The following is a 23,176-nucleotide window of genomic DNA, read 5'->3' on the forward strand; positions in this document are numbered from 1 at the left end:
CTACAAATATTTAGGTATTAATTTTATTACCTATTTTAGCGAACTGGCAAACATTTCTTTTACCCTTTCCCTTACATAATCCTGATATTCATATTTAATCTTCCCGAGTGTGTCATGATACAGAATCCCGTATATCTGCCGGTTATAAATCTGGTAATTACCGTGTTTCTTCATATCCAGGAAGCGGGTATATAATGGAAGGTTAGAACGTGCGATTACTCCTTCGCCGTCTGGAACGACCGAATAATTCGGGTTCTGTAGTGCGGCCATTAATGCACCGGATCGCCCTTGTATGATCTCTCCGGTTCCCTGTACTTTCTTACGTTCACTGCCTTTCTGGTATATCCGCTTGGTAGCGATATCCAGTTGGGCTTGAAATATGTCCTGTATTCCACGCCCGATCCGGTCGGTAAAAAAATCCGTTTTAAAATTCTCGGCCATTCAGTTATTCATTTTTTGAGAATCCGGAAATAATGTGCCTTTTCCCGGATTCATCCTTAACAGTTTCATTTTTCTTGTTTGAGGCATATTTATATTTCCAATAGGTACACAACGCATCATTTACACCTATTGTAATAATACCTACTATGACAGTTAACCAGAACCACGCAAAAGCATCCATTAGAATCTTGTTTTAAATGAGAAAGCCAGGCTCCACCCCGCAAACGTCCGGTAAAAGCCGGATTCCGGAAGAGTGGAAAGGCTGGTTAAATCCAGTTCCTTAGTGACAGGGCAACCGGTGGCAGAATCTTCTATCAGCATTTGTTTGATACGCTCCATAACCGGCTGCACCTCTTCGATAGTCTCATAAGCCCCTTTTCGTTGGGGATCGTACTTGCTCATAAGGAAAATAACACATAAATTATTTTCCCTCACATTGTCAGCCGAAAGGCTGGCACCCGTTCCCGACGGAATCAGAATAAAGAGCACCGGACATTCTTCTTTTGATAGTCCTTGTATCGTCTTACTCATTTCCTCGTCAATGGTAACGGGTAGCACCTTCTTTATTTCAGGAACACGTTTTTGCACGCCTTCCCAGTATTCACGGTAAACCTTTATATCTATCATATCGTCAATCCCTGATAACGTTTCGCCTCCCATTCACGGCGGGTAACAAGCCCCGGAAGAATCTTACCGCCCCCGTATATCCACTTTTTGAACTCTGCCGGTATGGATGAATCATACGCATCCGCTCTGATCTTCTTATAAAGCGTTGAATTCTTGAATTTTCCGATACCTACATTAAAGCAAAAACTTACTACCGCGTCAAACTGGTACTGTCCCAAATGAAGGGGAAGCGCGTTCACCTGGTTTTCTACTGCTCTGATATCCGATTCAAAGAAAGCGTCGGCTTGGGGCTCGGTAATAACATCACCCGGTTTTACGCCAGCCGTGTGACCGTAACCGATCGTACATACTCCCGCGGCACATACATATGCTTTCAGGCGCAACCCCTCGAATTTCTTGATCTTGTTTTTTGTTCCTGTTGTCGTTCTCATTTCTTGTTACGTTTTTGGTGTAAATACTCAAACTTACATTTATACAGATAAAGCAATACATCCCAAAAGGGTGTATCGTCCACCTCCTTCTTATTGCCGAACACGCCGGAAGCCGCTACCTCAAAGACTATCCCGGTCCATCCGGTTTTATCGTCTGCCTTCCGGTCCTCGGATGCCAGCTTCTGAAACAATATCCGAAAGTCGATAGCTTCACCACCGATATAAACCGGTCCGGAAAGAACCATTTCCCAAACAGCGGAAAAGAAGTTTACCGCATGAATGGCAAGCAAGGAAGGAACGGCCGGCATCTTCTCCGGGTCCTTGTACCGGTAAAGCTTTAATGTGATATCCTGGAAGATTTCATTTATAGCCGGTTCGTCTTTTTCTGCCGCCTGCTTGCTTTGCTGCAACAAATCCAGGCAATCACAAAAGTTACCGAAAGTAAGACCGTTCAGCATGTCACCGACACCATGCCAGCCCCCGAAATCCTGCATCAGGTTACGCCCAGTTTTCAGAATGGGCGTAACGATCCGCTCGCCCTCCTTACCGGTTGTATAAGAGAAAAAGCCGTCCAGCTTTTCCAGTTGACCGTCCAGCTCTCGGATGATCTCACGCCGGTACATGGTGTAATCCGCTTTCATGCCCAGAAGGAAAGAAAGCCATTTTACGCGGAACTGTCCGGGGCTGATCGTACCGCGGTTCATCAGTACCGACAATATAAGAAACTGCCGGTACTGCTCACTGCTGACTTCATCCAGGCAGGAAGGAACCTCCGCCGTCTTACTATTATATGTAAACTTCTCCATATCCGGACATTAAAAGGTTATTCCTTTGGATTGTACGGTAACACCCGGTATATAGTAATCCACCGTTTCCGACTGCGCATCCAGTTCCCTGATGATATCCTGCAATACATCCAGGTAAGCCGCCGCGTCCTGCTCCAGACTGTTAGCAACCGATTGCCGGGCCTCTTTTTCCGCCCGCAATTTATCTCGTACGGTTGTGCTCTGCTGTACCTGTACGATTCCACTTGGCAGAACTTCCACCGGTAAACGTTCAACGGCCTTTTTTATGGTGAGAAGTGCAAGCGGGCGGCGTACATACTCCAGCAATTTCTCCGTTAAAACGGTATCGCCTTCAATCAGTTTATTATAACGGTTCCGGGTGATAACAGGTATTATCTGCCCGTCCTGGACTTCCCGGATCATAGGAATAAGTACCAGGAAAAGCCGGTGACTGCCGATATTGTAATATTCATCGAACGTTTCCTTATTCTGGATTAGAAGCCGGTTTATAGCCTTTTTCTTAATGCCGTTCATCCAGAAATCAAACTTTTCTCGGTCCATTAGCTCCACCAACGCGTCTACGGCTTCATAAGCCAGGTTCCGGATATTCTCTTCATCCTTGAACTCCTGTAAGGCAGTCATACCCGTTTCATTCTCTCCAAGGTGTTTGCCACGTCCGGCCGTTCCGTGTTGTGCGTCCAAAGTGGGAATGACCTTTAACCAGGTAAACATCGCCACCGCCTGCTGCATCAGCCGCAAAGTTTCCGCCATGCCGTCCGATTCCGTGCCGTCCGCATGATCTTCACGGTAATACTTATCTACCGCGTCTATGGGTTCCGTTCCGATGATAGCCTGTAAATCCCGAATACCCAGCGGTAAGATAGGTTCCCACTTGGTAAAATCAAGATCATTATCGATCAATCCCAGAACACGGACTATTTCACCGGCACCGTCACCGCCTTTATTAAATAACTTCGTCATTTGCTCGGTCTCTTTTTAGTGTATATGGTTTCCAATTATCAAAATCCTTTGTGAAATTGTTTATTTCATCGTAGAACTCCTTATAAAAGCGGGCCAGCCCGGTGTCTATCGTTATACAGGTCTGTTCCGTACGCGGATTGGTGTTCACATTGGCCGAGCTTTCTATTACAAAATCAAAAGCGTTACCAAAACCGGCCATTACTTTAGCATGGTTACGGAAAATACAGACACGTGATCCGAAACGTTCCGCCACCTTCTTTAGGTATAAATAAACATCCGCGTAGGAACCTTGAAAGATTTCACCTACATAAAAATCCGCGTGCCCTATGTCTTTTCTCTCCAGCCATTTCTCCACCTCCTTAACATCGGTAATTGCCATACACCAGGTAGAAATCAGAACATATTCCACCGGTTGTTGCTTCACGATCACACGAAGATAAGTAAGGCTATCAACGTCCCCATGACTGATACAGTGATAAGACGCCCCTTTCTCAAAATGCCAGGGCAAACACTCTTCCAGGTGCAGCTCCGATTTTATCCGCCGATCAAAATGAACGTTTTTCGTCCGGCGGGCCTTTATATGCTTGTCCGGGGTGTTATCGGCCCGGTTCTCTTCCGGTTGCCGGTCGCTTACCGGTTCTTCCGGCACATCTTCCGGTTTCGGTGTAAAAAACAGACTACGCATTTTCTTTCATACGGTTAGAGGGTGAAACGTTCTGTTCCGCTTCCACTATGGTACGATAAAGCCCTACTTTCGTTGCGGTACCCGGAAAGTTGGCATTAATATACTGCTGTAACGGCTTACAAAGGATCATGTCCGGAATAGCCGTTTCAGAAGCGTTATACACTTTCAGGCTGTATAATTTCTCCGATCCGGAAGAAAGTTTGTTTTCTATAATCAGATTTGAAAGTACCGGATCAAGACCGAAGCCGGAAGTGGCGGCAGCGTCCGCCTTATTGGATATCTTAATCTGGGCGTCCACATAATCCTTTATCTTCTTATCCAGTGGTTCCACCGTCCAGCCCTCAAAGTTATTCGCTTCCGGATTCCAGAATTTGGTCGTGTGCATGTATTTTCCGGCGTTCTGCCTTCCGGTAATGTTGGAGGCGAATTTCTCCATAGCTTCGTCCTTGAAATCTTCCAGCATCTGGGCCGTATATTTCTCGCCTGTACGCTCGCAAACCTGTTTTATACGTGCTTCCGCGCGGTCCCAGTAAGACTGCGGCGATTCGATATGCAGGGAAATGGCCGAAGCGTTTTCGTTATAGGCGATCAGGATAGCGGCCAGACCGCCGGCAAGCTCCAGCCAGTCAAGCGCACCCAGAAAACGCGGCGTACTCATAAAGTCCTTACAAAAGGAATAGATATTATAATACTTCACGGAAACCGGATATTTGAACGGGTGGGCCGGATCAAAGATCGGGTAACGGTAAGTATAAGCCGGATCAGGATAAGGAAAGTCGCCCACAAGCACTTCCTGCGGTTCATCCTCACCGTCGGGAGGATATACCAGACGGGCCTTCTGGTAGGGAATATGTTCCAGCCGTACCAAACGCCCGGGATTGCCCACACGTGGCGCACGGTTCCGGACAAACTTTATAAAAAAGCCCTGCATGTGTGTTAAGTCTACGAGTGAGCGATGAAGAACCGTCGTGTAATCCCACGACTCCAGGTCGGCGGTTATTTCCGGATCGAGTTTCCAACGCCGGTAAAAACGGTTATTGTCTTCGTCGATTGCATCCTCATACAGCCGTGGACCTTCTCCCCACTGCAAACCGGCTATTTTACCCATAATACCTTCACCGGCGTAGAATTTATCCAGTAAACGCATGACATCGCCCGGCATGTCGTTATTATCCCCCATGGGAACAATAAAAGTACCGTTTACGCTGATCTTACGCGAAAAGAAAGCCCCCCGCCGGTTTAACTGGATGCTGGAAGGTTCCCAACCTTTACCGCGGCCACCGATAGAAAAGGAGATCAAACCCTTGTCAGTGCCGGTATCTATAATTCCAAAGTTGCCACTTCGTCTTATTTCCATACTCTTAAATCGTTATTCTTTTCCCGTTGAACTCCATTACCAGGCATTCCCAGCAATTCAGCGGCCGACCCGTTGTGGTGTCCGTCAGGAATAGTTTATAGCTTGAATTTTCGATGCTTTCATCCGTCGCCTTCTTCCTCAAACGGGCGGCCGTGAGTATCACCATGTCACCGCCGTCCCGTGTCTGCCGGTTCCATTTCCGGAACTTGATAGAAAAGGTTCCCCCTGAAATGGTAATCCGCTTCATCTGTTCTACCGCTACATAAAGGTTTATTTTTTCCATAGTCGGCGGATAAAACTTTTAATCCCGCCCCAGTTATCATGGACCAGGCAAAAGGATAGAAAGAAAAACATGAATTTTAGGAACGTCCATAAGCTACACCCGTTTGTAACCTTTTCTTTTTCCTGGCTTTGTTGCTTAACGTCGGATTTACGGGTAACGACTGTTTCCGCTTGACTGGTAGTTTCCTTATGATCCTGGAAGGAACTGCTTTGATTCTTTCCAGTTCTTTTTTCAGTTTTTCGGTTGCTGAAATCAATTTCTTTAATTCTTCCGAGGCTGTCGTAGTCGATACGGATATGCGTACTATCTTCCCGGTAAACGTCAAGTACGTGCTCCTCATTGCTTGAATCTCTCCGCGCAAGTTCAATAACTCCGTCAGTAGTTGTTTGTTTTTCTTCTCCAGTTGCTTCTGTAACCGTTTTTCGTGTAACAGAGCGAGAAGAACGACAACCGTAAAAACAAGCTGCAAAACAAATAAAAATAAGTAGGTGTACGATTCCATGTCTCATGTTTATTAAGTCGTTAATTATTATTAGTGTCAAAAGTGATAGATTTACGGTTCGGGCAATTTTTCACACCGCAAAGAAACGGCTTCATAGTGTCCATTACACGGGCGTTCTGCTTGATTGCCTTTTCCATTTCGTTACATTTCTGCAGGACTTCCTTGTACTTGTTATCCACTTCGTCAAACCGTTTTTTCTGTTCCTGGTACGCGTTCTTTAGCTCCTTACGGTCATTCTTCATATCCTCGATTAGTTCCTGGTAAACCTCTTGTACTGACTTCATGGCATCAGCTTCCGCCTGTTTACGGGTATATCGGAGAGTGAATAACCAGGTCAGTCCACCCGTGCAAAGAGCCGTAATAATCGCTGTAATTATCGTTTCCGTCATATTGATAGAGTTGAAAATTTTACATTATGGTCCAGACGGTACATACATGCGTCAAATAGCCCGCCACGATCCCGGCCAGGTCTGCCAGAATATCCTTCCAGTCCCATTTATTACCGGGTGACATTTTATCCCCGTATTCCTTACCCAATGAAGCACCCAGGGCAAAGGGAACACCATAATTACCCAACAGGGCACATATAGCGTAATTAATCCCGAAATGCTTCCATTTGTCCGTTCCTATTTTCATAATTTGAATGATTGGTTACTGCAAAGGTGGGAAGAACGGACACGGACAAAAAGGACATAAAAAAGAGTGCCGGGAACCACCCCGGCACAAACAAACCCTAACCTGGGACTTAAACCCAACGGCTGCCTTTTCAGCCGGTATGCTAAATTATTAATATTAAGGATTAGACAGCTTTTCGATGTCTTTTTTCATCATACGTAAAGTTCTGATTCTTTCTACTATTTTTTCAGCGGAAAGAGGTTCGCCCCCTTCATCGGTCAAATCGTCGATAGTTTCCTCTATTACTCGTATGTAACAAGCGGAAACCGGCTCCGTCTTAACTTGCCACTGCTTCAATATTCCGGCACTTTCATCTGTTATATGTGCGCCGTTTACTTCTATATCTTTCATAACAAATCTTTCATTAAACGTTTTTAATCGGTGTAGTCTCTAAGGTAGTGAAATCAATTATTCCGGCCTGCCGGTATATCCCGAGGGCGACTTTCCTAAACCGTTCGTAATTACGTCTGTCAATGGGCGATAACTGCCACCTCTTCATGTCTTTCATCAAATCCGGTATATTATTAGCACTATTATACATACAGTTGTTTTTACCGTACTCGTGATGAAGTGATACAGACTGAAAATTACCAGAGAAAACAACCAACCGTAAACGTTCAAGTTCAAGGAAAGCAAACTCATTGTTAACCTTCTCCACTTTATATGCTCTTAATTCAATGGAAGGCGTACCGTATTCACGTTTAACGAAAAATAGGATATCAGGATTATTTGTATTCATCTGGCACCTCCTTTTAAGTCTTCTAATTTAATATGTGAAATACTTGTTATACTTTCCAGTACCCCGTCGCATACACTTTTAACCCTTAATCCGCGGGAACCGTCTTTCTTGGGTAAATTCAGGTGATAATACGGGCGATTCCTCCAGAATGTAATCCGGAAAATCCAGCCACGAACTTTAAAAGTAGCATTGCTTATTTTATAATCAATCTGTATCAGATCACCCGGTTTAAATTTACTTTCTTGTAGAAACATTTCCTGTATTTCTTCCTTTTCCTTCTTTATTTCCTCAATCCTTTTATCATTGTTTTGTAATTGAGTAAGTAACACTTGCTGATATTCAGTATATATCATTCGGCACCTCCTTTCTTTTCTATCTGGGGACGCTCTGAAAACCTATATATTCTTTTAACCCGGTAAATGAAAAAATAGGCTACAGGCTTGTCACAGCCGTTATTATGTGTTTTAGTGTCCTGATCTATATGAATAAACCCGCTACCGGAAGATATTTTCAGCGGCATTGTTTTAGGGTATTTCTCGTTCAGCTCCTTTACCTTTGCTTCCAGTTCAGTTTTAAAAGCATCAAAGGAAATTTTATCAGGGCAAAGCGTATTACCAAACTGGTTTGCAAACTCTGCCATTTCAGCACATTTTCGATTCTGTGGTTTATATTCGTTAAGCTCTATAAAATAAGATATCATTTTCGGCCTCCTTTCCTCGCTTTCTTGGCACGACACACACATATAACTGCACCAATGACAGCCGGTGGATAGATAAAAGTAAGACAGAAACAAGCGATAGCAGATAAGTAATAAGCCCCAGAAGTTGAACAAACAGTACATTCATGTTTCGGTTCCTGAAAATAACGATGTTGGATCGTGTTTACGTCCGTGCTACCAGTACGGAACGAAGGCACGTAGCTTGTGCCGGATTGAAGTTCTTTTTTCATAACGGTGTAATTTTGACTATTTTACATGGGAAAGGCGGTTACCATTTCCCCTAATTCGTCAAAATTACACCGCAAACCGTCCGAAGATCGGGTTATAAGTTAGGGAAAGGCAACCGCCTTATATATCCAAAATAGATAAATACCGAGCATAAAAAAAGCCCGTTGTTTATTCGAGCCAATAACCGAGACTCACCGGACCGCACCAGCGGTGTAATTTTGACAGGGGCAAATGTCGGTATTAAAATCTGAACAAAAAAAAAAAAACGTTAATAAAAGTTTACCATAAAAGAAAATTTATCGACTCTACGATTCGTTACTTCGTAACAAAAACGCCCGCCAAAATTGGCGAGCGTTAATCTATTCTTATGGTTCATATCTCTTTTGAGCTTCATCCTCTTCATCACTTTCCTTTTTCATATTTCGCATAAATAAAGGAACTTTCTTTTCAACCTCTTCATTTTTATTCTCTTTATCTTCCATGGCCGCTTTCTCCATGTCTTCAAAATCTTTTTGTGTTATAATTCCTTCTCGTATTTCATCATCAGAAACTATATCTTTACTTAATAACCAATGATATACATTTTGATTCGTGCTCTCATTTGTAACAACATACGCCTGCTCAAATTTCCACCGAAATTTTGCTAAATAATTCATGGCGTCTACCATAGAATTAAATTCAATTTTCTTCCCGGATTCATCTACCATAAACGTTTTGTATTTTCCGAAATAAGATGTTTTTTGCCCGAAGTCTATTTGTATTTTGACTTTAGAACTTAAGACTTTCCCTGTACCAACAATTTCACAAAACGTTTTTCGAGTTTCTTGTGCTGTCGCTGCTACTACTAAAATAGCCAACACGGTAATTAATAATAATTTCTTCATATCAGTAACTTAAAATTAGTGTATACTTTCATCTGTACCACCCGTAAGTTCTGACGGTTATATGCAGTGTAATTTTGACGGCTGCAAAAATACTTAAATATGTACATTTATAAAGAATATAATCCCCAAAAATGAAAGGCAACCGCCCAAAAATACACGGTAATTCACCCAGAAACGGGCAAAAAACGAGTAAAAACACATAAAAAACGCACTTTTTCGCGTAAAATTTTGGTCTAAATGCAGATAAACGACTGAAAAACAGTCAAAAGCCGAAAAAAAATTCAAAAACTAAAAAAATGACACCTTCCGAAGACCGAGCCGCTCAGAAGTCGGAAAGCAGTTGCCCTCCCCCTAAAAGGTGAAATATGACCTCTCCCGGAGGGGTACCCGTAACCTGGTAACACAAAAAACGCCGGAAAACCAATTTTCCAGCGTTACAAGGCAATTACCTTTTATGCCTGTTCTCTATCCATTGATCCACAAACGAGTCGGCCTGTAGCGTCCGCTTGCCCCGTACTAAAGCTATCCAGCCGGGGCGCATCAATAAGTATTTGAAAGCGTCGGAGAAATTGGTGGATAACATCGGTAGTTTTTTCGGTGCAAGCTTTTCGGACTTCTTCACTTTGAACACTACCTTAGAATTACCCCGGTATTTGATTTCAGCCTTTGCCTTTTCTACGGAACTAACCATTTCTTTACAGTTCACCGCATCAACCAGCAAGATAGGCAGGTTCTTGTTGGTACCGCCCATAATCTCCTGCATAAAGTCGTATTCTGCATCCTGTCGGATAACTGCCTGTTTACGGCTCTTTAGGTTTACGATCCAGCCGGTACGGTTCCCGCTGCCGTCTTTTTCTATGGCGTCTTTGATCTTACCCGCGTAATCCTCCTTCTGTTTCTCAAAGTTATTACCTGCACGGTCATAGTACAAATCCAGTTCTTTGTATTCGTGGTTCTGGAAGAAGGTGAGGAACTGGTCGGCGATCTCCCGGAACCAGCCCGGCGGTATCTCAAAAAAGTTCTTATGTACCCGGTAATAAGCACCGTCCGCCTGACCGATCACCAAAGAAAGCATATTACCGAAGTCCATACCGCCTTCAATCGTTTTATCATGGTGCAGGTACCGGAGTTCCCGCGAACTGTAAGCGGCTTCCCCGGAAGCGGTACCGTTATAATACTTATGTCCTTCACCAAACAACACATAGAAACGTAAATCCCTGCGAAGACCGGGACGCATACCCACCACCGACTTTTTAAATTCGTGAAGCTCCAGCGTACCATTATACAACCGCCTTAAATACTCTATCGTAAGTATCTCAACATTAGCGAATGAAGAAGCGTTAAGAAAGAACGTTTGTCCTTTTCTCAACTTCAATAAAGCCCGGTCGTAATATTCAATATCCCGTTTCAAACGTTTCAGCTTCAAGGGGGAAGGCTTATTTTTTCTTTCTTCTTTTAATAGAGAAATTACCAGATCATTACGCATACTTGCCGCCTGTACTATTTTAATGATCCGTTCCGGGTCCATTTGCTTGACATACCGGAAAAACCAGTCGTACTCGTTTTCGTCGATATCCGGCATATCGGTAGTAATGGTTATCCCCAGGAACAAATGGGAATGTCCGTAAGTGATCGCATCACCGCGAAGAATAGGCATAGCGCGGTTTACTTTCATTTCCTTGTCGTACTTCGCTTCATCATAAAACAGATGTATTACAGACTTTCCGGCAAGCAGTGAAGGGTTATCCAGTGATCCCATAAAAATAACGCATCCGTTCCAGAAGCTGTAAACATGCTTGTAATCATCTACAATAACCGAACATTTACGCCGCCAGGATTCAGGCGGGCGGGTATCTTTTACATAGTGTACCCCTTCGATCAGGCCCATAAGCTGCCAGCCCTTCTGAACGGCCGGCATTATATTATCTTCCAGGTTACTGTAGGTATTGGCAACAAAAGCGAACGCACCGCCGGGCATTTCTTCCACGCAACGGGCGGAACGCCTGGCTTGTATAACGGTCGATTTGGCCATACCGCGCCCGTCAACAGATACAAGGATAGTAGTATCGATCCAGTCCGTCAGAACCTGGATTATATGGCCGTATTTGATTTCCACATCATCGGCGTTACTCACCTTCGTTATCTTCCCCGAACTCTTTGATATCATACAACATACGTTTTTTCAGGTCAAAAGCTTTAATACGCGCGTCCTCTTTTATATTATCACGTACAATAACAGGAATTTCCGGGATCGCGTCGATAAACTCTTCCAGTTCCTTACGGTCGATTTCAGGAACACCCAGATCCTTACGGCTGGTAGTATAAATAACCGTGCTTTTCTGTGAAAGCAGTTCCTCCGGTATTTCGGCCTGTTGATCCTTATAACATCCGCGAAGTTCCGCCGCCAGTTTCAGCAGGTTCTTAGCCTCCTTCACATTTCCCATAAGAAAGACGGTATTCGCCCAGTTTTCGGCCTTTTCCGCATACAAGTTAGCGAAAGCCTGCGGGCGTACGTTATCCTGCGTATAAAAGAAATTGAGACTGTCAGCGTACACCTGGCGGGCCATCCAGTCCGAAAGGCCGTAAGGTTCCGACTTCAAAAGGCGGATGATGCCGGCCTTTGTCACCAGCTTACCATTTATACGCATACGGGCACGAAGGCCCCGTACCATTTCCATAAGGCTGTAATATTCCCTTTCATCGGGCGCGAGGGCTTCCAGCGTACCGGTAGAAAGAATCCTTTGAATCTGGTTGATATCCACCTTGTCAAAGTCTATTCGTGAGGGCTTAATTAAATTCGTCGTCATCCATTTGTTCGATTAAACGTTCAAAAGTATGTCTTTTCCGTACGGCCTCCAGCTGTTTTATAGCTTCCACGTTTCCGCCTTCCGCCGCTTCATGGAGTTTTATTTCAGGGGCGGCACGTGCTACCAGAATCCCTTCCCGGATCAGGAAGTTAACGGAAGTTCCTACCGTTTCCGCATCCCGGACAAAAAGCCTGGCATCCTCCAGAGAAAGCCCCAGGGAAACGGCTATGTCTTTCGGCGAATACCCTAAAGAAGACAAACGCCGTACATCCTCTTTTTGCTGCGCATCCAGGTAAATACTATCCACCACCGTTAAATCGTTCATACGCATCTTTTATTCGTTTCTGTGCCGTGAAATAATAAATTTCGTCCTGTTCCATTAATACAAAGTTCCGGCCGCTTTCAATGGCTGCCACGGCTGTAGTACCGGAACCGCCGAAAGTGTCCAGGATCAGATCGCCGGGCTTTGTACTGTCTTCAATCAGTTTACGGATCAACGCCACCGGTTTCTGTGTGGGATGAACCTTTTCACCTTCTACCAGTTTCGCACCGGACGCAAAAGACCGGATATTATCTATTATGTTTGTGGCACCGATAGAAACACCCTTCCCGCAATGAAACAAAATAAGCTCATGTATAAAGGCGTAATGATTACCCGGGCCCGACTGTTTGTTCCAGACGATCATGTTTGACGCGCCTATATACAAGTCAAACAACGGATAATAGAAAGCATACCCGCGCCAGTCCGTAAAAAAGTACACACAAGCACCGGGTTTCTTCACCCGGTTAAATTCCAGGAACAAATCCCGGTAAAAGGGTTTACAGATAGACAAATCTTTAAAGCTGCCTTTCTGCCCGTTGTGTGTCATTCCCAGGAAATAAGGCGGATCGGTTATTATACAATCTACGGAATTGTCCGGAACACGTTTCAACGCCTCCAGGCAGTCCTCGTTATAAATTTTGTTTGTAATCATTGGAAAGTTGTTTAAGCCGGCTTTCTTCTTTTTCTATCCGGAGGGTTAATGTTTTGAGCTGGTGTCCCAGCTCCGAGCGGTCGCAAGGATGAGAGAAACGGCCCAGGTTCTTTGTGATCCGTTGCCGTTTCCCTGTCAGACTGGCAATAAGTTCGACTACTTTTTTTTTCGCGCCTCGATTTCTTCCTCTATGGCCTTCTGTGTAGTTTCCCACTTCTGGATCAATGCAAGGGCACTCGTTTTCTTCTTCTCATCATCCCCGGCCTGTTCCAGTTTCGCCTTATTCTTTGAAAGGTTGGCGCGGGCGTTATTCAGTGCCTTTTGTATGTCGATATCCGAAAGGTTCTCGACGCCCTTACGGACGGACAAACTTTTTACCTTCTCACATTTACCCAGAATCTTTCCGTTCTCCCGGTAATATTCCAGTTCGTCCCACATATCGCGGTTAGCGATGAAGTTTTCCACAACCGCCTGCGCTTCCTGTGCTGTAGAAAGTGAACTGACATCATCCGGCGTGGCTTCCAGGCGGGCAAAAGCTTCCTTATACTTCCCGTATGCGGTGAACATGTCGGAAACAAGTATTTTCAGAATGTCGGGACAATCCGGAGAGTTCAGAAAGGTAAATTTCTCGCGGAAACGTATCATTTTGGTTACGGTTTCCGGAGCTGCCTTGTATCGTTTCTCCGCCTCTTCCAGTTCCTCTTCCAGCTCTTCCACACGGTCGGCATTTTCATCCATGGAAAGAACCTTATCCCGGAAATCGGACGAAACGAGTTCTTCCACGCTGACACCGAAAGATTCGGCAAGTTCCAGCAACAAATCATCGCTGTATTTTACCGGCGTTTTGGGTGTTTCCTCCCGGACGGGTTCCATTTTTACCGCGGCCGGCTGTTTGGAGTTGCGCCGGATCGTCTTAAACTCACGTTCGGAAAGCCCGGCCAACTTCCGTAGTTCCTCTAAAAGAATGGCCTTCATCGTTTCCGTTTCTCCCTGCCGGCGGAATGACTTCTTTAACATACGGTTGATACCGTATTTCTCGTACAGTTCCACGCCCTGAATGAAGTTACGCGGACCGGCCAGATAGGTAATAATTTCCTGTTTCATACTATATAAAAATTTGATGATACAAAGGAAAAAAGGGGCAATTACCCTAAAAAGGACAAAGGGTGGCCGGGCATGTGCTGCCGGTCACCCTTTGAATTATATGAAAGCCGTTTACTTACGCCTCATAACGGCTTTGTTCAATCCATTTCATAGCCTCCGAACCGTCGTTAAACGCCCGCAACGTCAGTTGGGAACCTTCGGAAGCGGTAAACGTCTTACCACCTTTCAGAAGGAAATTACCGCCCGTCTCCACTGTGGGCGCAACGCCCGAACATCCCATAAGGGTAATTACCGATCCATGACTTCCACCGGTAACACCGGCTATCTTAGCCGCACCTGCGGAAAGCTGGTACTGCCCGTCCGTCTGGTAATCTATATCCGTGGCACCGGCTTCCACTACGGCCACCGGTTCTTCCAGGGTGTCGGTACCCCGGTAAATGGCGATATCATCCCCCTTGCTGATCTGGGTGAAAGTAAGCTCGTTCGTATTCGATTCATTGGAACCGGTATAAGAAACGGATAATTTACACGGGTTACAGGGTGTTCCGATCAGATCGGCAGGCTTTCCGCTACAATAACGGAGCACAACGATACATTTCTTGGACAGCCAGTTTGTCTTAAACTCGCGAATTTCCTGTTCATTACCGGGATGATTGAACTTAACGGAAGGCGTATAACCTTCGGCGTCCGTTTCCCCGTCACTGTTGGAACTGATTTCAGCGGTACCGGGTGTCAGGTAAATACCGATCGCGTAACGTCCCGCCTTCATTACGATATCATCCTCGATAACCACGCCGGCATCGTTTCTCTGCGGAAAGGAAAGAATATCGTCAACGTCGTAAATTACGAGCTGATCCTTGGGCTGAATACCGTTACCTGGATTGCCGGCCGGCCTTCTTACGCTTGCTTTTACGTATGTCATAACTTAATGATTTATAATGTTATAAAATGGAAGGGATAAAGTATCCCTTCCGCAAAAAATTAGCCTCTTGCCACTTCGTAGAATTTACCGTCGGCGGCTTTCGCCAGCTTGATAAACTTGCCTTCGGAAAGTGTCATAGCTTCGGTTAAAACAAAGTTTCCGCCGGCCGCAATGGTGGAAGCATATTCAGAACCGTTTCCGTAGATCGTGTAAACAACACCGGCTTCCGCATCGGTAAAGTTAGTGATTGCCGTCGCCTTTGTATTCTCACCGGTTACGAATACTTCACCGTCAAGCAAGGAAGGTTCCGTTTCATCCGGCGCAAACTGTAACGCATCGGAAGAAGCGTTTTCGCGGCCGATCTCGATAAATTTACCGTCGGCACGTTTCATCAGTTTGATAACATCCCCCTTGCCGGGCTGCCAGGCCTCGGAAATAAGTTCAAAGTTTCCGCTCTTTTCAATCTTAACACCTTTATCCACGCTTCCGCATTTCAGGGAAATAACCGTACCTACCGGCGCGTCTTCAATATCGGTAATCGTAAATTCGGCTGTGTTGGCTACGGTAACAATGGAGGTATGAAGCTTGGCCGACGGGTTCTTGTCCTTGTCAGCGTCCACAAAGTAAGACGCCGGGCGGTCATACTCATTACAGAAGATCATCTGGCGCGTATAGTCCATATCTTCTTTCTTGGTGTACTTGAAGCCCACGGCAATAGCCCAGATACTTTCACGCCAGTTACTCCAGACTTTCAGGCTCCAGTCTTCCTGCTCCAGGTTGAAAGCCGTCATTTCACCCGGTTTGTCCTCGTAGGTTTTAATGTTGCCTTCAAACGTCCAGAAAATACGGTGGTGGTTGTCAGCATTGGGAACCGGGATAATCTTTACCGCCGGATATTCCTTCACATACATGATATTAGCCTTGTAATCCTGGTTCTGTCCGTAATGCAGTTCATTGTATTTATGATACAATACAATAAAGTGCGAAGGCATATAAAGTGCCAGGTTACCGCTGTCACGAAGAACCGCCGGGATCATGGAAGTACCCTTGTACACCTTTTCACCGATGTTTGCTTCGGTAAGTTCTCCCAGCTCGAACGGCTTGATCTGGTAAACGAACTTTCCGTTATTGATATCGGTATGTCCGTTCACTTTCTTGTTCAGGAACTCATACAGACCGTCAGCTGCAGCAAGTGCTTTGCCCGGTTCGTTCAGATTCGGGTCCTTACGGATTCCGTTAATACGGCGTTGTTCGCGCTCGTTATGCAACTTCTTGGCAGTTTCGGCCAGGATGTACTCGATAAAAGACCACTTGATAGGGTTTGAACCTTCCTTGTTCAAAGTGCCGATCCAGGTTTTCTCCAGGGCTTTTAAATTTTTGAAACGGTGTGCAAACATCACGTTGAACATGCGCAGGGTTTCATCGTCGAACTCGTAGGAACCTTTAGTCACCTTGTCGAAGTCGGATTCCTCATTACCGGCCTGTGAGAACTCACCCAGCCAAATGTTTACCAGCGTAGCCAAATCCTGATAACCGGATTCAAGCGGGAAAATACTTTCAATGGAAGGAAGTTCCATTAAAAACGACTGCAAACGCTGTTGCCAGGGAATACGGTAAAAGGCCCCGAGGTCCTCCTTCAAACGGCTGTAGTCAATGGAACTTGCTTTCGGAAGAGCAATCATTTCAAAACCGGCAGCCTCCATTAACGCAGCTTTGGCGCGAAGGTTATACGGGCGGTCCAGTGAGAACATTTCACCCTGCAAGCCTCCCAGCTGCTTTTCATCCTGGAGATTGAAAGCCCCTTTACCGTCCGCCTGGGCGTTGTGTTGCTTCCCTTTGCCCGGATCATCTTCCGCAGCGGCCGAAAGTTGGGCGATAATGCCGGAAAGCTTCGTTATTTCGGCATCCTTCTTGGCAATCAGCGCGGTGTTGTTCCGGTTTTCGTCACGCTGTTGCGTCTGCAAGGCTTCAAGCTGTTCCTGCGCCTGTGTCAGACGGGCAGCAGTATCACCCAACAAACCGCGAAGGAAAGCGGTAGTTCTGGGTTCCTCGGTTTCCTCTCCCTGGTTTCCGTCTTCGGCTTCGTCCTGGAAGTCGTTCTCGAGGGACGCTTTAAAGTCCGTGAGGAATTTTTCGGTAAAACCGTAGTTTTTCAGTTTTGCCACTTCCTCGGCCGTGATAGAGTTTTTATCCTCTATCTTGCTCCATTCCGACAGGCCCAACAGGGCCAGAATGTGAGCGGAAAAGCTCTTAAATTTCATATATACAAAATTTTGAAGTTAATACTATATGTTATACATCTCGTTTACTTTTCTGACGGTGGCCTGTGCCAGTACCCACTTTACCGCGTCTTCCAACGTACCGAACTGATCGATATAGCCGTTTGCCACGGCCACGTCGCCGGTGAATATCTGTCCCCGGAAAAGGGGAAGTTCCGGATCGTAGGCAATACCCAGGTTCCGACTGATCGCATCGCAGAAAATACGGTGCATGACGACCAAACGCTGCTTTATAGGCTCTTCGTTGTTATCCTTTTCAATCGCGCGGGTTTCATAGTTTTTCAGATCGGCACTATCCGGATAGATTTCCCGGTAATCAATGCCCTGTTTCCTGAAATATTCCTTAAAAGATTGGTAAGTAAGCATGATCCCGACGGAACCGACTTCACACATAGGGGAAGCGATAAAGGTTCTACCGGCGGCGGTTCCCAGCCAGAAATGGGCACTCCCCATGGTACCGGCCACGTAAGTAGCTATAGGTTTGGAAGATTCGGCAATCATTTTAGCCGCCAGGTCCACATGTGCGACCATACCGCCCGGACCGTTTATCCAGAGTACCGCGCCGCAAATCTTCGGATTACCGGAAATATCCCGGAGTTGCTGTTCCAGGCGGTAAGTCTCCCAAGAATACAAGGTACCTTCCAGGATAATGACGGCCACGCTGTCAGCCGGCAGGGTGTCATCATCCAGTTCCCACCGGTTGGCAAGGTAAGGAGTAGTAGCGTAAGCGGTTATTTTATTATTGTTAAGCCGTTTTTCGATCGCATCCAGGTTGCCGGCTGCAACACACGGCACAAGTAAAGAAAGCAACCGGTAATAATCATTATCAGCGATTGCCCAAGGTGCTGTAAAAATCTCCTGTATTTTGTCCACGTTCTCTTTTTTACGACAAAGAAAACGCCTATATTATAGGTAGAGAAGGACTGAAAGAAGCCTACAGAAACGCATCAACGCCCGGACCCGTGCCGGACAGGGTACAATTATACAGCCCCCCGCCGATCTCAAAAGAAAAGGTAAGCGGATAATCGGGAGAACCGGAAACACGGGTATTACCCGTTTCATCAATATAGAGAGCGACAAAGGGCGTCGCTTTCAGGTTTTCCAGATAAAGCGTCTTATTTCGCGACACGTCGGCAAGTTTGAAGGTATGTTTTTTAGTATAGACGTCTTCATTTTTGCTGTCACCTGGTTTTAAGGTTCCCGGTACGATCGTAAGAATATCAGGTTTTCCGATTGAGCGAATAACGACTTTCGAACGCACGACGCCAAAATGAATAATGTTGTAAACGGGAACCAGTTGCAGGCTATGGGCGGAGGATATTAACTTCCTTGACATAATTATAGATATAAAGTGTTGATAATCAAATATTCAGCATTTTTCGGACGTTTTTCAGCCAAAAACCGGACAAAAAAGGACAAACAGATACAGTTGGTAGGTAAAAAATAACTTGCTTTTTTACACTTTTTTTCGATTATAGGCCCTTTTCTTCTTACGCCTGAAACTATCCCGCCACCGCTGGTAGTTTTTCAGTAGTCCGTCTTCTTGAATGGAAGAGATATTATACTTTTTCAGGAAGGTAAAAACGGTTTCCTTAAATTCGATACCGTGCAGGTGCTTGTTTTCGTCCATGAGTTCGTGCAGCTCGGCCCACATCAGGGCACGCAAACGCTTTTCAAGAATGGCGGTACCACGTACGGAAATGTAATTGAACTGTTCCGGAGACTTGCCGCCGGCAAAATTGGCCTCCCGGCGGTCAGGCAGCATAAACTCCAGGTTGCCGCGGTCAGCCGAACAATTAACTGGCCGTTTCTCCATGAGATCGTAAATAGTCACATAGATATCGGACGAAGAAGGAAAACGGACGGTACCGACCGTTTCGTCGTAATATTTGCCCCGGACATACTCGGCCAGGTAGGATTCAATCTGTATTCGGGTGGTAATCATAACAATAACATTCCTTTTTAAGGGCAAAGATATTTCTTTATGGGCTGTTGTTCTGCCATTTACGAGAAAATGTAGGCTTTCAGCCGCCATTTTAATAAATATACTCTGGGAGAATAATTATAACGTGCCTTTTCCTGCTGCCACACGGCCGGTATTTTCTCTGCCAAGCTGTTCTAATATAATCCGGTACTAAATTTTTGTAATTTCGTAACCGGGCAACCGGTAAAGATAATATGCTGTATTTTAGCAACTTAGTAGCGTTACTAATTCCCGTTACAAAAAAATGGCAGGAAAACAGTTTGTAACCGGGCTTACCGGTAGAAGATAAAAAGGCCAGTGTTACAAACCGGAAAAGTTAGTAACCGTTTTGTAACTGCAACTTCGTAACCTTTATTTCCTATTTATTTATTTGATTTTCAGACTTTTTTCTTTCAAGCAAACAAAGGTTACAAGGTTACTAAAATTTTGTATGAAATAGAGGTGGGGTATGGGGAGGGAAGCCGGGCGGGACGCATCTGTTTCCATACGAAAAGAGGGACCGACACATTCGTATCTGGTCCCTCTTTTCGTATCTTATACCGGCTCCGATCCGTCTTATACGCGATGTTTGCACCTGCTTAAAATCCATTTCTTTACGTCCGGGGGTACATAGCGGTGCACGACGGCCGTATAGTCCTCATTAAATTCATACTCCAGGGAGTTGTCTCCTTCCAGGATAAAAACACAGGCCGTTTTGATGATCCATTCGAGCTGCTCGCCCGAATAGCGTTCCAGCATCAGGACGGTACCGGGTTTCATACGCTCCAGATAGCGGTAGACCTGTTCGGCGAATTTCCGGAACCTCTCGCCGCTGTTCCAGAGCGCGGTAAACTCGGACATGCTGTTTAATTTCAAATGCGCGTTATTCATTCATCCGGTCGTTCATCAGGTACAAACATGAGTGTCGGATCGGCCGGTTCCGTTCCACCACCGGCAGCCGTTTCCGCCGTGCCGCATGAACGTAGATAGATCATGTCAGCGGCCTTTCCGTCGTTATCCTTACGTACAATACGCCCCTGGGAGTTACAAAGGTCCTTCGGGTTGAGTTCCTCAATGTAGGGACAAAGGGCCACAAAACCTTTGAGGGCCTTTGTAAAACGCTGCATCGTGATTTTATTCACACCGGAAAAGCTTTTGTAATCAGCAAAAGCCTTTTCACGAACAATAAAGCTATCCAGGTGCTCGCTGTCCGGAGAGAAATAAGAGTTCGCCCAATCCTCAAAGTTATTTCCCATATCGGCCTTGTATTTACGCCTGATAATGTTTTCCATGGGCGGAAGCAATTTTATAGATTCCTCGCAAAGGGAAAGATAAAAACGGCAGCACTGCAAGAAGAAATTTATATCGGCGTTCCACTCGTTCTCGCTGTAAGTCTTGGAAAACAAATCCTTACCGAAGTCGTCCCGGATAGAACGCGTTTCCCGGTAGTCGTTATCTTCCGTACGCTGGTGGTAGTAGTCGGAGAATACCAGGTACAGCAAACGGGCTTCCGTAGACGGATCAAAATCAATAGGAACGTAATTAGTTGTAAATCCCAGCTTGGCCGATTCCTCGAAAGGTATAGTAAACGACTGGTTGTTCTTCGGGTTCACGGTCATATCTGACGTGATGATGTCGTAAAACAGGCCCGTATTAAGATACCGGTCGCAATCATCCACCAGAATAAAGTCGGTATGCTGGTTCACCTGGTCGAACACATGCGGGTTATCCATTAGTTTAGGATTACGGCCGGAAAGCTTGACGGTCTTCATAAAGTAGGAAAGGGCCTTGAACATGAATGATTTACCCGAACGCCCGTTACATTCCCCGTCTTCACCGATCTTGTTATCCATGGCCTGCGGTGCCCAGGCACGGGAAGGGGATTTATACCGGTGCAACATATAACCGATAGTAAATATCTTATTGATAAGGTTCTTTTTCTGTTCGGCCACTTCTTCCGCCATGAGGCCTTCCCCCTCGATATCGAATTTATGTTTCTCCCGGTAGGATTCTGCTTCCCCCACGCTCTTGTTATCGAAATTGTATTCCAGTTCCTTACGCCAGTAAACGCGGCTCGAATTGATTACATAGCCGAAAAAGTTAGACGGTACGGCATTTATCCGGATATCAAATACATCGTTGCCCTCTATGTCTTTTTTACGGGAAATGGTAAACATGTCTTCCATAAGACGGACTTTGTGTTTCAGTACATTTTCTTCCCAAACGTAGTGGGATAATGTGCTGCCGTTGGCCGGATGTTCCTTTATACCGATACCGCTTACCTCCATGCTGCAACCGGGAAAGAAGAACATCTGCGTATTATGGGTATAATTGGTAAAGTCCAGTTCTATTTCCTGCAAATTGTCCAGGGCCGTATCTGACAGTTTGGGGCTGTTCAGAATAAGGTTTCTTATATCGCGGGATAAAAAACTATCCTGGGCCCAACCGCGGATAAACTTCCGGATATCCTTTGCCTTTATCAGTTTTACAATATTGCCGGTAATACGGATGTATTTCGTTGAACTGGAATTTTCATCATGAAGCGAATAGAAACCGTTAAGACGTAAAAAGTAGTGAAGGCAGTCCGCGTCTATATTGTGATCCCATTGCCGGGATTTCTCGTTAAACTTGGAATACCAGAATTTGGCGGGCATGGCAAGCGTCATAAGGTTACGGAAATCCTCGTTCTTGCTTCGTAATTCCATAAAGTCCCGGAAGTCCTTACGGGGTTTGCCCCGCTGGTCCCGGTAAGTGGTAAGCCAGGCCGGTAGCCAGATCGTGTGGATATCGATAAAACGTAGTGCAAGTTCCGTACCCTTCACCCTGCCCGTCGTGTCGATATCGGGTATGTTATACAGGACTTCAACGTATTTCATGATCTCCTTGTAGTCCTGTTCGGAAAGTTTATATGTTTCCGAATTAAACCAGATCGGGGAAAAGCCCAGCGATTTAACGCACAGGGCGTCGCGCTCTCCGGAACATATAAACGCCTCCTGCAGCTTCTGTTCCTTATAAGGCTTTTCCGCATTGGCCGGATTCTTTTTAAAGGCGGCTTCTTCCCTGGAATTAAACTCCCGGTATAAGGCTTTCAGTTCGGAAAGACCGTTTATATAGTCCTTCGGCTTGACACCTTCCGGGGTGTAGGAAAAACGCCACTGCTTGTCCGGATTCAGGGGCTCGTATATTTTATAGAACTTCACTTCGGGCGTGTCGCCTTCGGCCGGTTTTACCAGACATTCGCGCATAAAGATAGGGTATGTCGCAGTCGCGTATTTATAGGTTACCTCGCGATTTTTTACATACCCTATATATTTGGCCGAATACCAGTGCAGGGCCTCGGCGTTCTCCTGGGTGACACGGGGGCCGAGTATGCGTAACTGATCCGGGGCGAGATGATCGGCAAGCTCGAAAATTTTAGTACCGTCTTTCTGATCTTGGGAGGCCGGAACTTTACGGATATCCGGTTTGTTTACGTTACGGTTGAGTTCATCGGTTACGTTGTACATGGATGCAAGTTTAAGGATAGCCTCGTTAAACCGGAGGCCTTCCTCATACATGCAGATATCGACGGGACTTTGAGCCGTTCCGGTATCGCCGAAATCCGTTACCTTATAAACCTGCTGGGAACCTTCCTTACCGAACAATTTGATACAGGCCGACGCGTCGTCTTCTGACGGCCGGCGTTTAAAATGGCGGTTGGTTCCGACACAATCCCGGGCTTGCGGATAATAATGTAGAATTATATCCAGCCCGTTGTTGGTTACTTTGTAGATGTCTTCTGCCTTTATCAT

Annotated in this window: 29 protein-coding genes; all 29 read right to left on the reverse strand. The window is 45.6% G+C overall.

All coding sequences use genetic code 11. The features are described 5' to 3' along the window. Positions 1-30: 30 nt before the first annotated feature. Positions 31-441, reverse strand: coding sequence for a hypothetical protein (locus NQ505_RS19590; protein ID WP_008998353.1), 411 nt, complete (start codon positions 439-441; stop codon positions 31-33). Positions 442-621: 180 nt separating this feature from the next. Further along, complete coding sequence (locus tag NQ505_RS19595; protein WP_151850236.1) at positions 622-1,068, reverse strand: hypothetical protein; 447 nt, start codon at positions 1,066-1,068, stop codon at positions 622-624. Beyond that, positions 1,065-1,499 carry a lysozyme gene (locus tag NQ505_RS19600; RefSeq protein WP_008998356.1) on the reverse strand — a complete coding sequence of 145 codons (435 nt, stop codon included), beginning with the start codon at positions 1,497-1,499 and terminating at the stop codon, positions 1,065-1,067. The genes NQ505_RS19595 and NQ505_RS19600 overlap by 4 nt, the downstream gene beginning before the upstream one ends. Further along, on the reverse strand, positions 1,496-2,305 hold the full coding sequence (locus tag NQ505_RS19605) for a hypothetical protein (protein WP_008998357.1): 810 nt from the start codon (positions 2,303-2,305) through the stop codon (positions 1,496-1,498). Before NQ505_RS19605 ends, NQ505_RS19600 begins: the two co-directional genes overlap by 4 nt. 9 nt (positions 2,306-2,314) lie before the next feature. Next, positions 2,315-3,265 carry a DUF6712 family protein gene (locus NQ505_RS19610; RefSeq protein WP_008998358.1) on the reverse strand — a complete coding sequence of 317 codons (951 nt, stop codon included), beginning with the start codon at positions 3,263-3,265 and terminating at the stop codon, positions 2,315-2,317. After that, a complete protein-coding gene (locus NQ505_RS19615) occupies positions 3,249-3,950 on the reverse strand; it encodes a hypothetical protein (RefSeq protein ID WP_004318193.1) in 702 nt (233 codons plus the stop codon). The genes NQ505_RS19610 and NQ505_RS19615 overlap by 17 nt, the downstream gene beginning before the upstream one ends. Next, positions 3,943-5,307 carry a hypothetical protein gene (locus tag NQ505_RS19620; RefSeq protein WP_008998359.1) on the reverse strand — a complete coding sequence of 455 codons (1,365 nt, stop codon included), beginning with the start codon at positions 5,305-5,307 and terminating at the stop codon, positions 3,943-3,945. Before NQ505_RS19620 ends, NQ505_RS19615 begins: the two co-directional genes overlap by 8 nt. Positions 5,308-5,311: 4 nt before the next feature. After that, positions 5,312-5,590 (reverse strand): hypothetical protein, encoded by a 279-nt coding sequence (locus NQ505_RS19625; protein WP_004318191.1) that lies wholly within the window; start codon positions 5,588-5,590, stop codon positions 5,312-5,314. Continuing rightward, positions 5,578-6,099, reverse strand: coding sequence for a hypothetical protein (locus NQ505_RS19630; protein ID WP_032853407.1), 522 nt, complete (start codon positions 6,097-6,099; stop codon positions 5,578-5,580). Before NQ505_RS19630 ends, NQ505_RS19625 begins: the two co-directional genes overlap by 13 nt. A 13-nt stretch (positions 6,100-6,112) precedes the next feature. Then, entirely contained in the window at positions 6,113-6,481 is a 369-nt protein-coding gene (locus NQ505_RS19635) for a hypothetical protein (protein ID WP_007478410.1), read from the reverse strand. A 19-nt stretch (positions 6,482-6,500) separates the two neighbouring features. Next, entirely contained in the window at positions 6,501-6,728 is a 228-nt protein-coding gene (locus NQ505_RS19640; protein WP_008998361.1) for a hypothetical protein, read from the reverse strand. A 156-nt stretch (positions 6,729-6,884) separates the two neighbouring features. Further along, positions 6,885-7,118 (reverse strand): hypothetical protein, encoded by a 234-nt coding sequence (locus NQ505_RS19645; RefSeq protein WP_008998362.1) that lies wholly within the window; start codon positions 7,116-7,118, stop codon positions 6,885-6,887. A gap of 13 nt (positions 7,119-7,131) precedes the next feature. Then, a complete protein-coding gene (locus NQ505_RS19650) occupies positions 7,132-7,506 on the reverse strand; it encodes a hypothetical protein (RefSeq protein ID WP_008998363.1) in 375 nt (124 codons plus the stop codon). Next, positions 7,503-7,859 (reverse strand): hypothetical protein, encoded by a 357-nt coding sequence (locus tag NQ505_RS19655; RefSeq protein WP_008998364.1) that lies wholly within the window; start codon positions 7,857-7,859, stop codon positions 7,503-7,505. The genes NQ505_RS19650 and NQ505_RS19655 overlap by 4 nt, the downstream gene beginning before the upstream one ends. Then, a complete protein-coding gene (locus NQ505_RS19660; RefSeq protein ID WP_004318184.1) occupies positions 7,856-8,206 on the reverse strand; it encodes a hypothetical protein in 351 nt (116 codons plus the stop codon). The genes NQ505_RS19655 and NQ505_RS19660 overlap by 4 nt, the downstream gene beginning before the upstream one ends. Beyond that, positions 8,203-8,454: a hypothetical protein gene (locus NQ505_RS19665; protein ID WP_032853358.1), complete on the reverse strand. Its 252-nt coding sequence runs from the start codon at positions 8,452-8,454 to the stop codon at positions 8,203-8,205. Before NQ505_RS19665 ends, NQ505_RS19660 begins: the two co-directional genes overlap by 4 nt. Positions 8,455-8,817: 363 nt before the next feature. Then, positions 8,818-9,336, reverse strand: a complete 519-nt coding sequence (locus NQ505_RS19670) for a hypothetical protein (RefSeq protein WP_008998365.1) — start codon at positions 9,334-9,336, stop codon at positions 8,818-8,820. A 445-nt stretch (positions 9,337-9,781) separates the two neighbouring features. Then, positions 9,782-11,503, reverse strand: a complete 1,722-nt coding sequence (locus NQ505_RS19675) for a hypothetical protein (RefSeq protein ID WP_008998366.1) — start codon at positions 11,501-11,503, stop codon at positions 9,782-9,784. Continuing rightward, positions 11,463-12,143, reverse strand: coding sequence for a hypothetical protein (locus tag NQ505_RS19680; protein ID WP_004318181.1), 681 nt, complete (start codon positions 12,141-12,143; stop codon positions 11,463-11,465). The genes NQ505_RS19675 and NQ505_RS19680 overlap by 41 nt, the downstream gene beginning before the upstream one ends. Continuing rightward, positions 12,124-12,468 carry a hypothetical protein gene (locus NQ505_RS19685; protein WP_008998367.1) on the reverse strand — a complete coding sequence of 115 codons (345 nt, stop codon included), beginning with the start codon at positions 12,466-12,468 and terminating at the stop codon, positions 12,124-12,126. The genes NQ505_RS19680 and NQ505_RS19685 overlap by 20 nt, the downstream gene beginning before the upstream one ends. Further along, positions 12,443-13,117, reverse strand: coding sequence for a DNA-methyltransferase (locus tag NQ505_RS19690; RefSeq protein ID WP_008998368.1), 675 nt, complete (start codon positions 13,115-13,117; stop codon positions 12,443-12,445). The genes NQ505_RS19685 and NQ505_RS19690 overlap by 26 nt, the downstream gene beginning before the upstream one ends. Before the next feature lie 156 nt (positions 13,118-13,273). Beyond that, positions 13,274-14,221, reverse strand: a complete 948-nt coding sequence (locus tag NQ505_RS19695) for a hypothetical protein (protein ID WP_008998369.1) — start codon at positions 14,219-14,221, stop codon at positions 13,274-13,276. A gap of 115 nt (positions 14,222-14,336) precedes the next feature. Next, positions 14,337-15,143 carry a hypothetical protein gene (locus NQ505_RS19700; RefSeq protein ID WP_008998370.1) on the reverse strand — a complete coding sequence of 269 codons (807 nt, stop codon included), beginning with the start codon at positions 15,141-15,143 and terminating at the stop codon, positions 14,337-14,339. Positions 15,144-15,202: 59 nt separating this feature from the next. Further along, entirely contained in the window at positions 15,203-17,404 is a 2,202-nt protein-coding gene (locus NQ505_RS19705) for a hypothetical protein (RefSeq protein WP_008998371.1), read from the reverse strand. Between the two features lie 24 nt (positions 17,405-17,428). Beyond that, positions 17,429-18,295 carry a S49 family peptidase gene (locus NQ505_RS19710; RefSeq protein ID WP_008640069.1) on the reverse strand — a complete coding sequence of 289 codons (867 nt, stop codon included), beginning with the start codon at positions 18,293-18,295 and terminating at the stop codon, positions 17,429-17,431. Positions 18,296-18,356: 61 nt separating this feature from the next. Beyond that, the gene (locus NQ505_RS19715) at positions 18,357-18,791 is read right to left on the reverse strand and encodes a hypothetical protein (protein ID WP_195483817.1); all 435 of its coding nucleotides are present in this window, start codon (positions 18,789-18,791) and stop codon (positions 18,357-18,359) included. Positions 18,792-18,878: 87 nt separating this feature from the next. Next, complete coding sequence (locus NQ505_RS19720; RefSeq protein WP_008998373.1) at positions 18,879-19,367, reverse strand: hypothetical protein; 489 nt, start codon at positions 19,365-19,367, stop codon at positions 18,879-18,881. 594 nt (positions 19,368-19,961) lie between these two features. Beyond that, positions 19,962-20,276: a hypothetical protein gene (locus NQ505_RS19725; protein WP_008998374.1), complete on the reverse strand. Its 315-nt coding sequence runs from the start codon at positions 20,274-20,276 to the stop codon at positions 19,962-19,964. Further along, on the reverse strand, positions 20,273-23,176 hold the full coding sequence (locus NQ505_RS19730; RefSeq protein ID WP_008998375.1) for a hypothetical protein: 2,904 nt from the start codon (positions 23,174-23,176) through the stop codon (positions 20,273-20,275). Before NQ505_RS19730 ends, NQ505_RS19725 begins: the two co-directional genes overlap by 4 nt.

The sequence above is a fragment of the Bacteroides sp. D2 genome, assembly GCF_025147085.1.
Taxonomy (GTDB): Bacteria; Bacteroidota; Bacteroidia; order Bacteroidales; family Bacteroidaceae; genus Bacteroides.

What these genes read in the sequence shown, in the direction of transcription:
- NQ505_RS19645 (WP_008998362.1), bottom strand. Translation starts at nt 7,118, where the DNA reads ATGAAAGATATAGAAGTAAACGGCGCACATATAACAGATGAAAGTGCC.
- NQ505_RS19625 (WP_004318191.1), bottom strand. Translation starts at nt 5,590, where the DNA reads ATGGAAAAAATAAACCTTTATGTAGCGGTAGAACAGATGAAGCGGATT.
- NQ505_RS19605 (WP_008998357.1), bottom strand. Translation starts at nt 2,305, where the DNA reads ATGGAGAAGTTTACATATAATAGTAAGACGGCGGAGGTTCCTTCCTGC.
- NQ505_RS19685 (WP_008998367.1), bottom strand. Translation starts at nt 12,468, where the DNA reads ATGAACGATTTAACGGTGGTGGATAGTATTTACCTGGATGCGCAGCAA.
- NQ505_RS19590 (WP_008998353.1), bottom strand. Translation starts at nt 441, where the DNA reads ATGGCCGAGAATTTTAAAACGGATTTTTTTACCGACCGGATCGGGCGT.
- NQ505_RS19680 (WP_004318181.1), bottom strand. Translation starts at nt 12,143, where the DNA reads ATGACGACGAATTTAATTAAGCCCTCACGAATAGACTTTGACAAGGTG.
- NQ505_RS19660 (WP_004318184.1), bottom strand. Translation starts at nt 8,206, where the DNA reads ATGATATCTTATTTTATAGAGCTTAACGAATATAAACCACAGAATCGA.
- NQ505_RS19695 (WP_008998369.1), bottom strand. Translation starts at nt 14,221, where the DNA reads ATGAAACAGGAAATTATTACCTATCTGGCCGGTCCGCGTAACTTCATT.
- NQ505_RS19635 (WP_007478410.1), bottom strand. Translation starts at nt 6,481, where the DNA reads ATGACGGAAACGATAATTACAGCGATTATTACGGCTCTTTGCACGGGT.
- NQ505_RS19675 (WP_008998366.1), bottom strand. Translation starts at nt 11,503, where the DNA reads ATGATATCAAAGAGTTCGGGGAAGATAACGAAGGTGAGTAACGCCGAT.
- NQ505_RS19620 (WP_008998359.1), bottom strand. Translation starts at nt 5,307, where the DNA reads ATGGAAATAAGACGAAGTGGCAACTTTGGAATTATAGATACCGGCACT.
- NQ505_RS19665 (WP_032853358.1), bottom strand. Translation starts at nt 8,454, where the DNA reads ATGAAAAAAGAACTTCAATCCGGCACAAGCTACGTGCCTTCGTTCCGT.
- NQ505_RS19670 (WP_008998365.1), bottom strand. Translation starts at nt 9,336, where the DNA reads ATGAAGAAATTATTATTAATTACCGTGTTGGCTATTTTAGTAGTAGCA.
- NQ505_RS19705 (WP_008998371.1), bottom strand. Translation starts at nt 17,404, where the DNA reads ATGAAATTTAAGAGCTTTTCCGCTCACATTCTGGCCCTGTTGGGCCTG.
- NQ505_RS19650 (WP_008998363.1), bottom strand. Translation starts at nt 7,506, where the DNA reads ATGAATACAAATAATCCTGATATCCTATTTTTCGTTAAACGTGAATAC.
- NQ505_RS19595 (WP_151850236.1), bottom strand. Translation starts at nt 1,068, where the DNA reads ATGATAGATATAAAGGTTTACCGTGAATACTGGGAAGGCGTGCAAAAA.
- NQ505_RS19725 (WP_008998374.1), bottom strand. Translation starts at nt 20,276, where the DNA reads ATGAATAACGCGCATTTGAAATTAAACAGCATGTCCGAGTTTACCGCG.
- NQ505_RS19655 (WP_008998364.1), bottom strand. Translation starts at nt 7,859, where the DNA reads ATGATATATACTGAATATCAGCAAGTGTTACTTACTCAATTACAAAAC.
- NQ505_RS19690 (WP_008998368.1), bottom strand. Translation starts at nt 13,117, where the DNA reads ATGATTACAAACAAAATTTATAACGAGGACTGCCTGGAGGCGTTGAAA.
- NQ505_RS19640 (WP_008998361.1), bottom strand. Translation starts at nt 6,728, where the DNA reads ATGAAAATAGGAACGGACAAATGGAAGCATTTCGGGATTAATTACGCT.
- NQ505_RS19615 (WP_004318193.1), bottom strand. Translation starts at nt 3,950, where the DNA reads ATGCGTAGTCTGTTTTTTACACCGAAACCGGAAGATGTGCCGGAAGAA.
- NQ505_RS19600 (WP_008998356.1), bottom strand. Translation starts at nt 1,499, where the DNA reads ATGAGAACGACAACAGGAACAAAAAACAAGATCAAGAAATTCGAGGGG.
- NQ505_RS19610 (WP_008998358.1), bottom strand. Translation starts at nt 3,265, where the DNA reads ATGACGAAGTTATTTAATAAAGGCGGTGACGGTGCCGGTGAAATAGTC.
- NQ505_RS19720 (WP_008998373.1), bottom strand. Translation starts at nt 19,367, where the DNA reads ATGATTACCACCCGAATACAGATTGAATCCTACCTGGCCGAGTATGTC.
- NQ505_RS19700 (WP_008998370.1), bottom strand. Translation starts at nt 15,143, where the DNA reads ATGACATACGTAAAAGCAAGCGTAAGAAGGCCGGCCGGCAATCCAGGT.
- NQ505_RS19630 (WP_032853407.1), bottom strand. Translation starts at nt 6,099, where the DNA reads ATGAGACATGGAATCGTACACCTACTTATTTTTATTTGTTTTGCAGCT.
- NQ505_RS19730 (WP_008998375.1), bottom strand. Translation starts at nt 23,176, where the DNA reads ATGATAAAGGCAGAAGACATCTACAAAGTAACCAACAACGGGCTGGAT.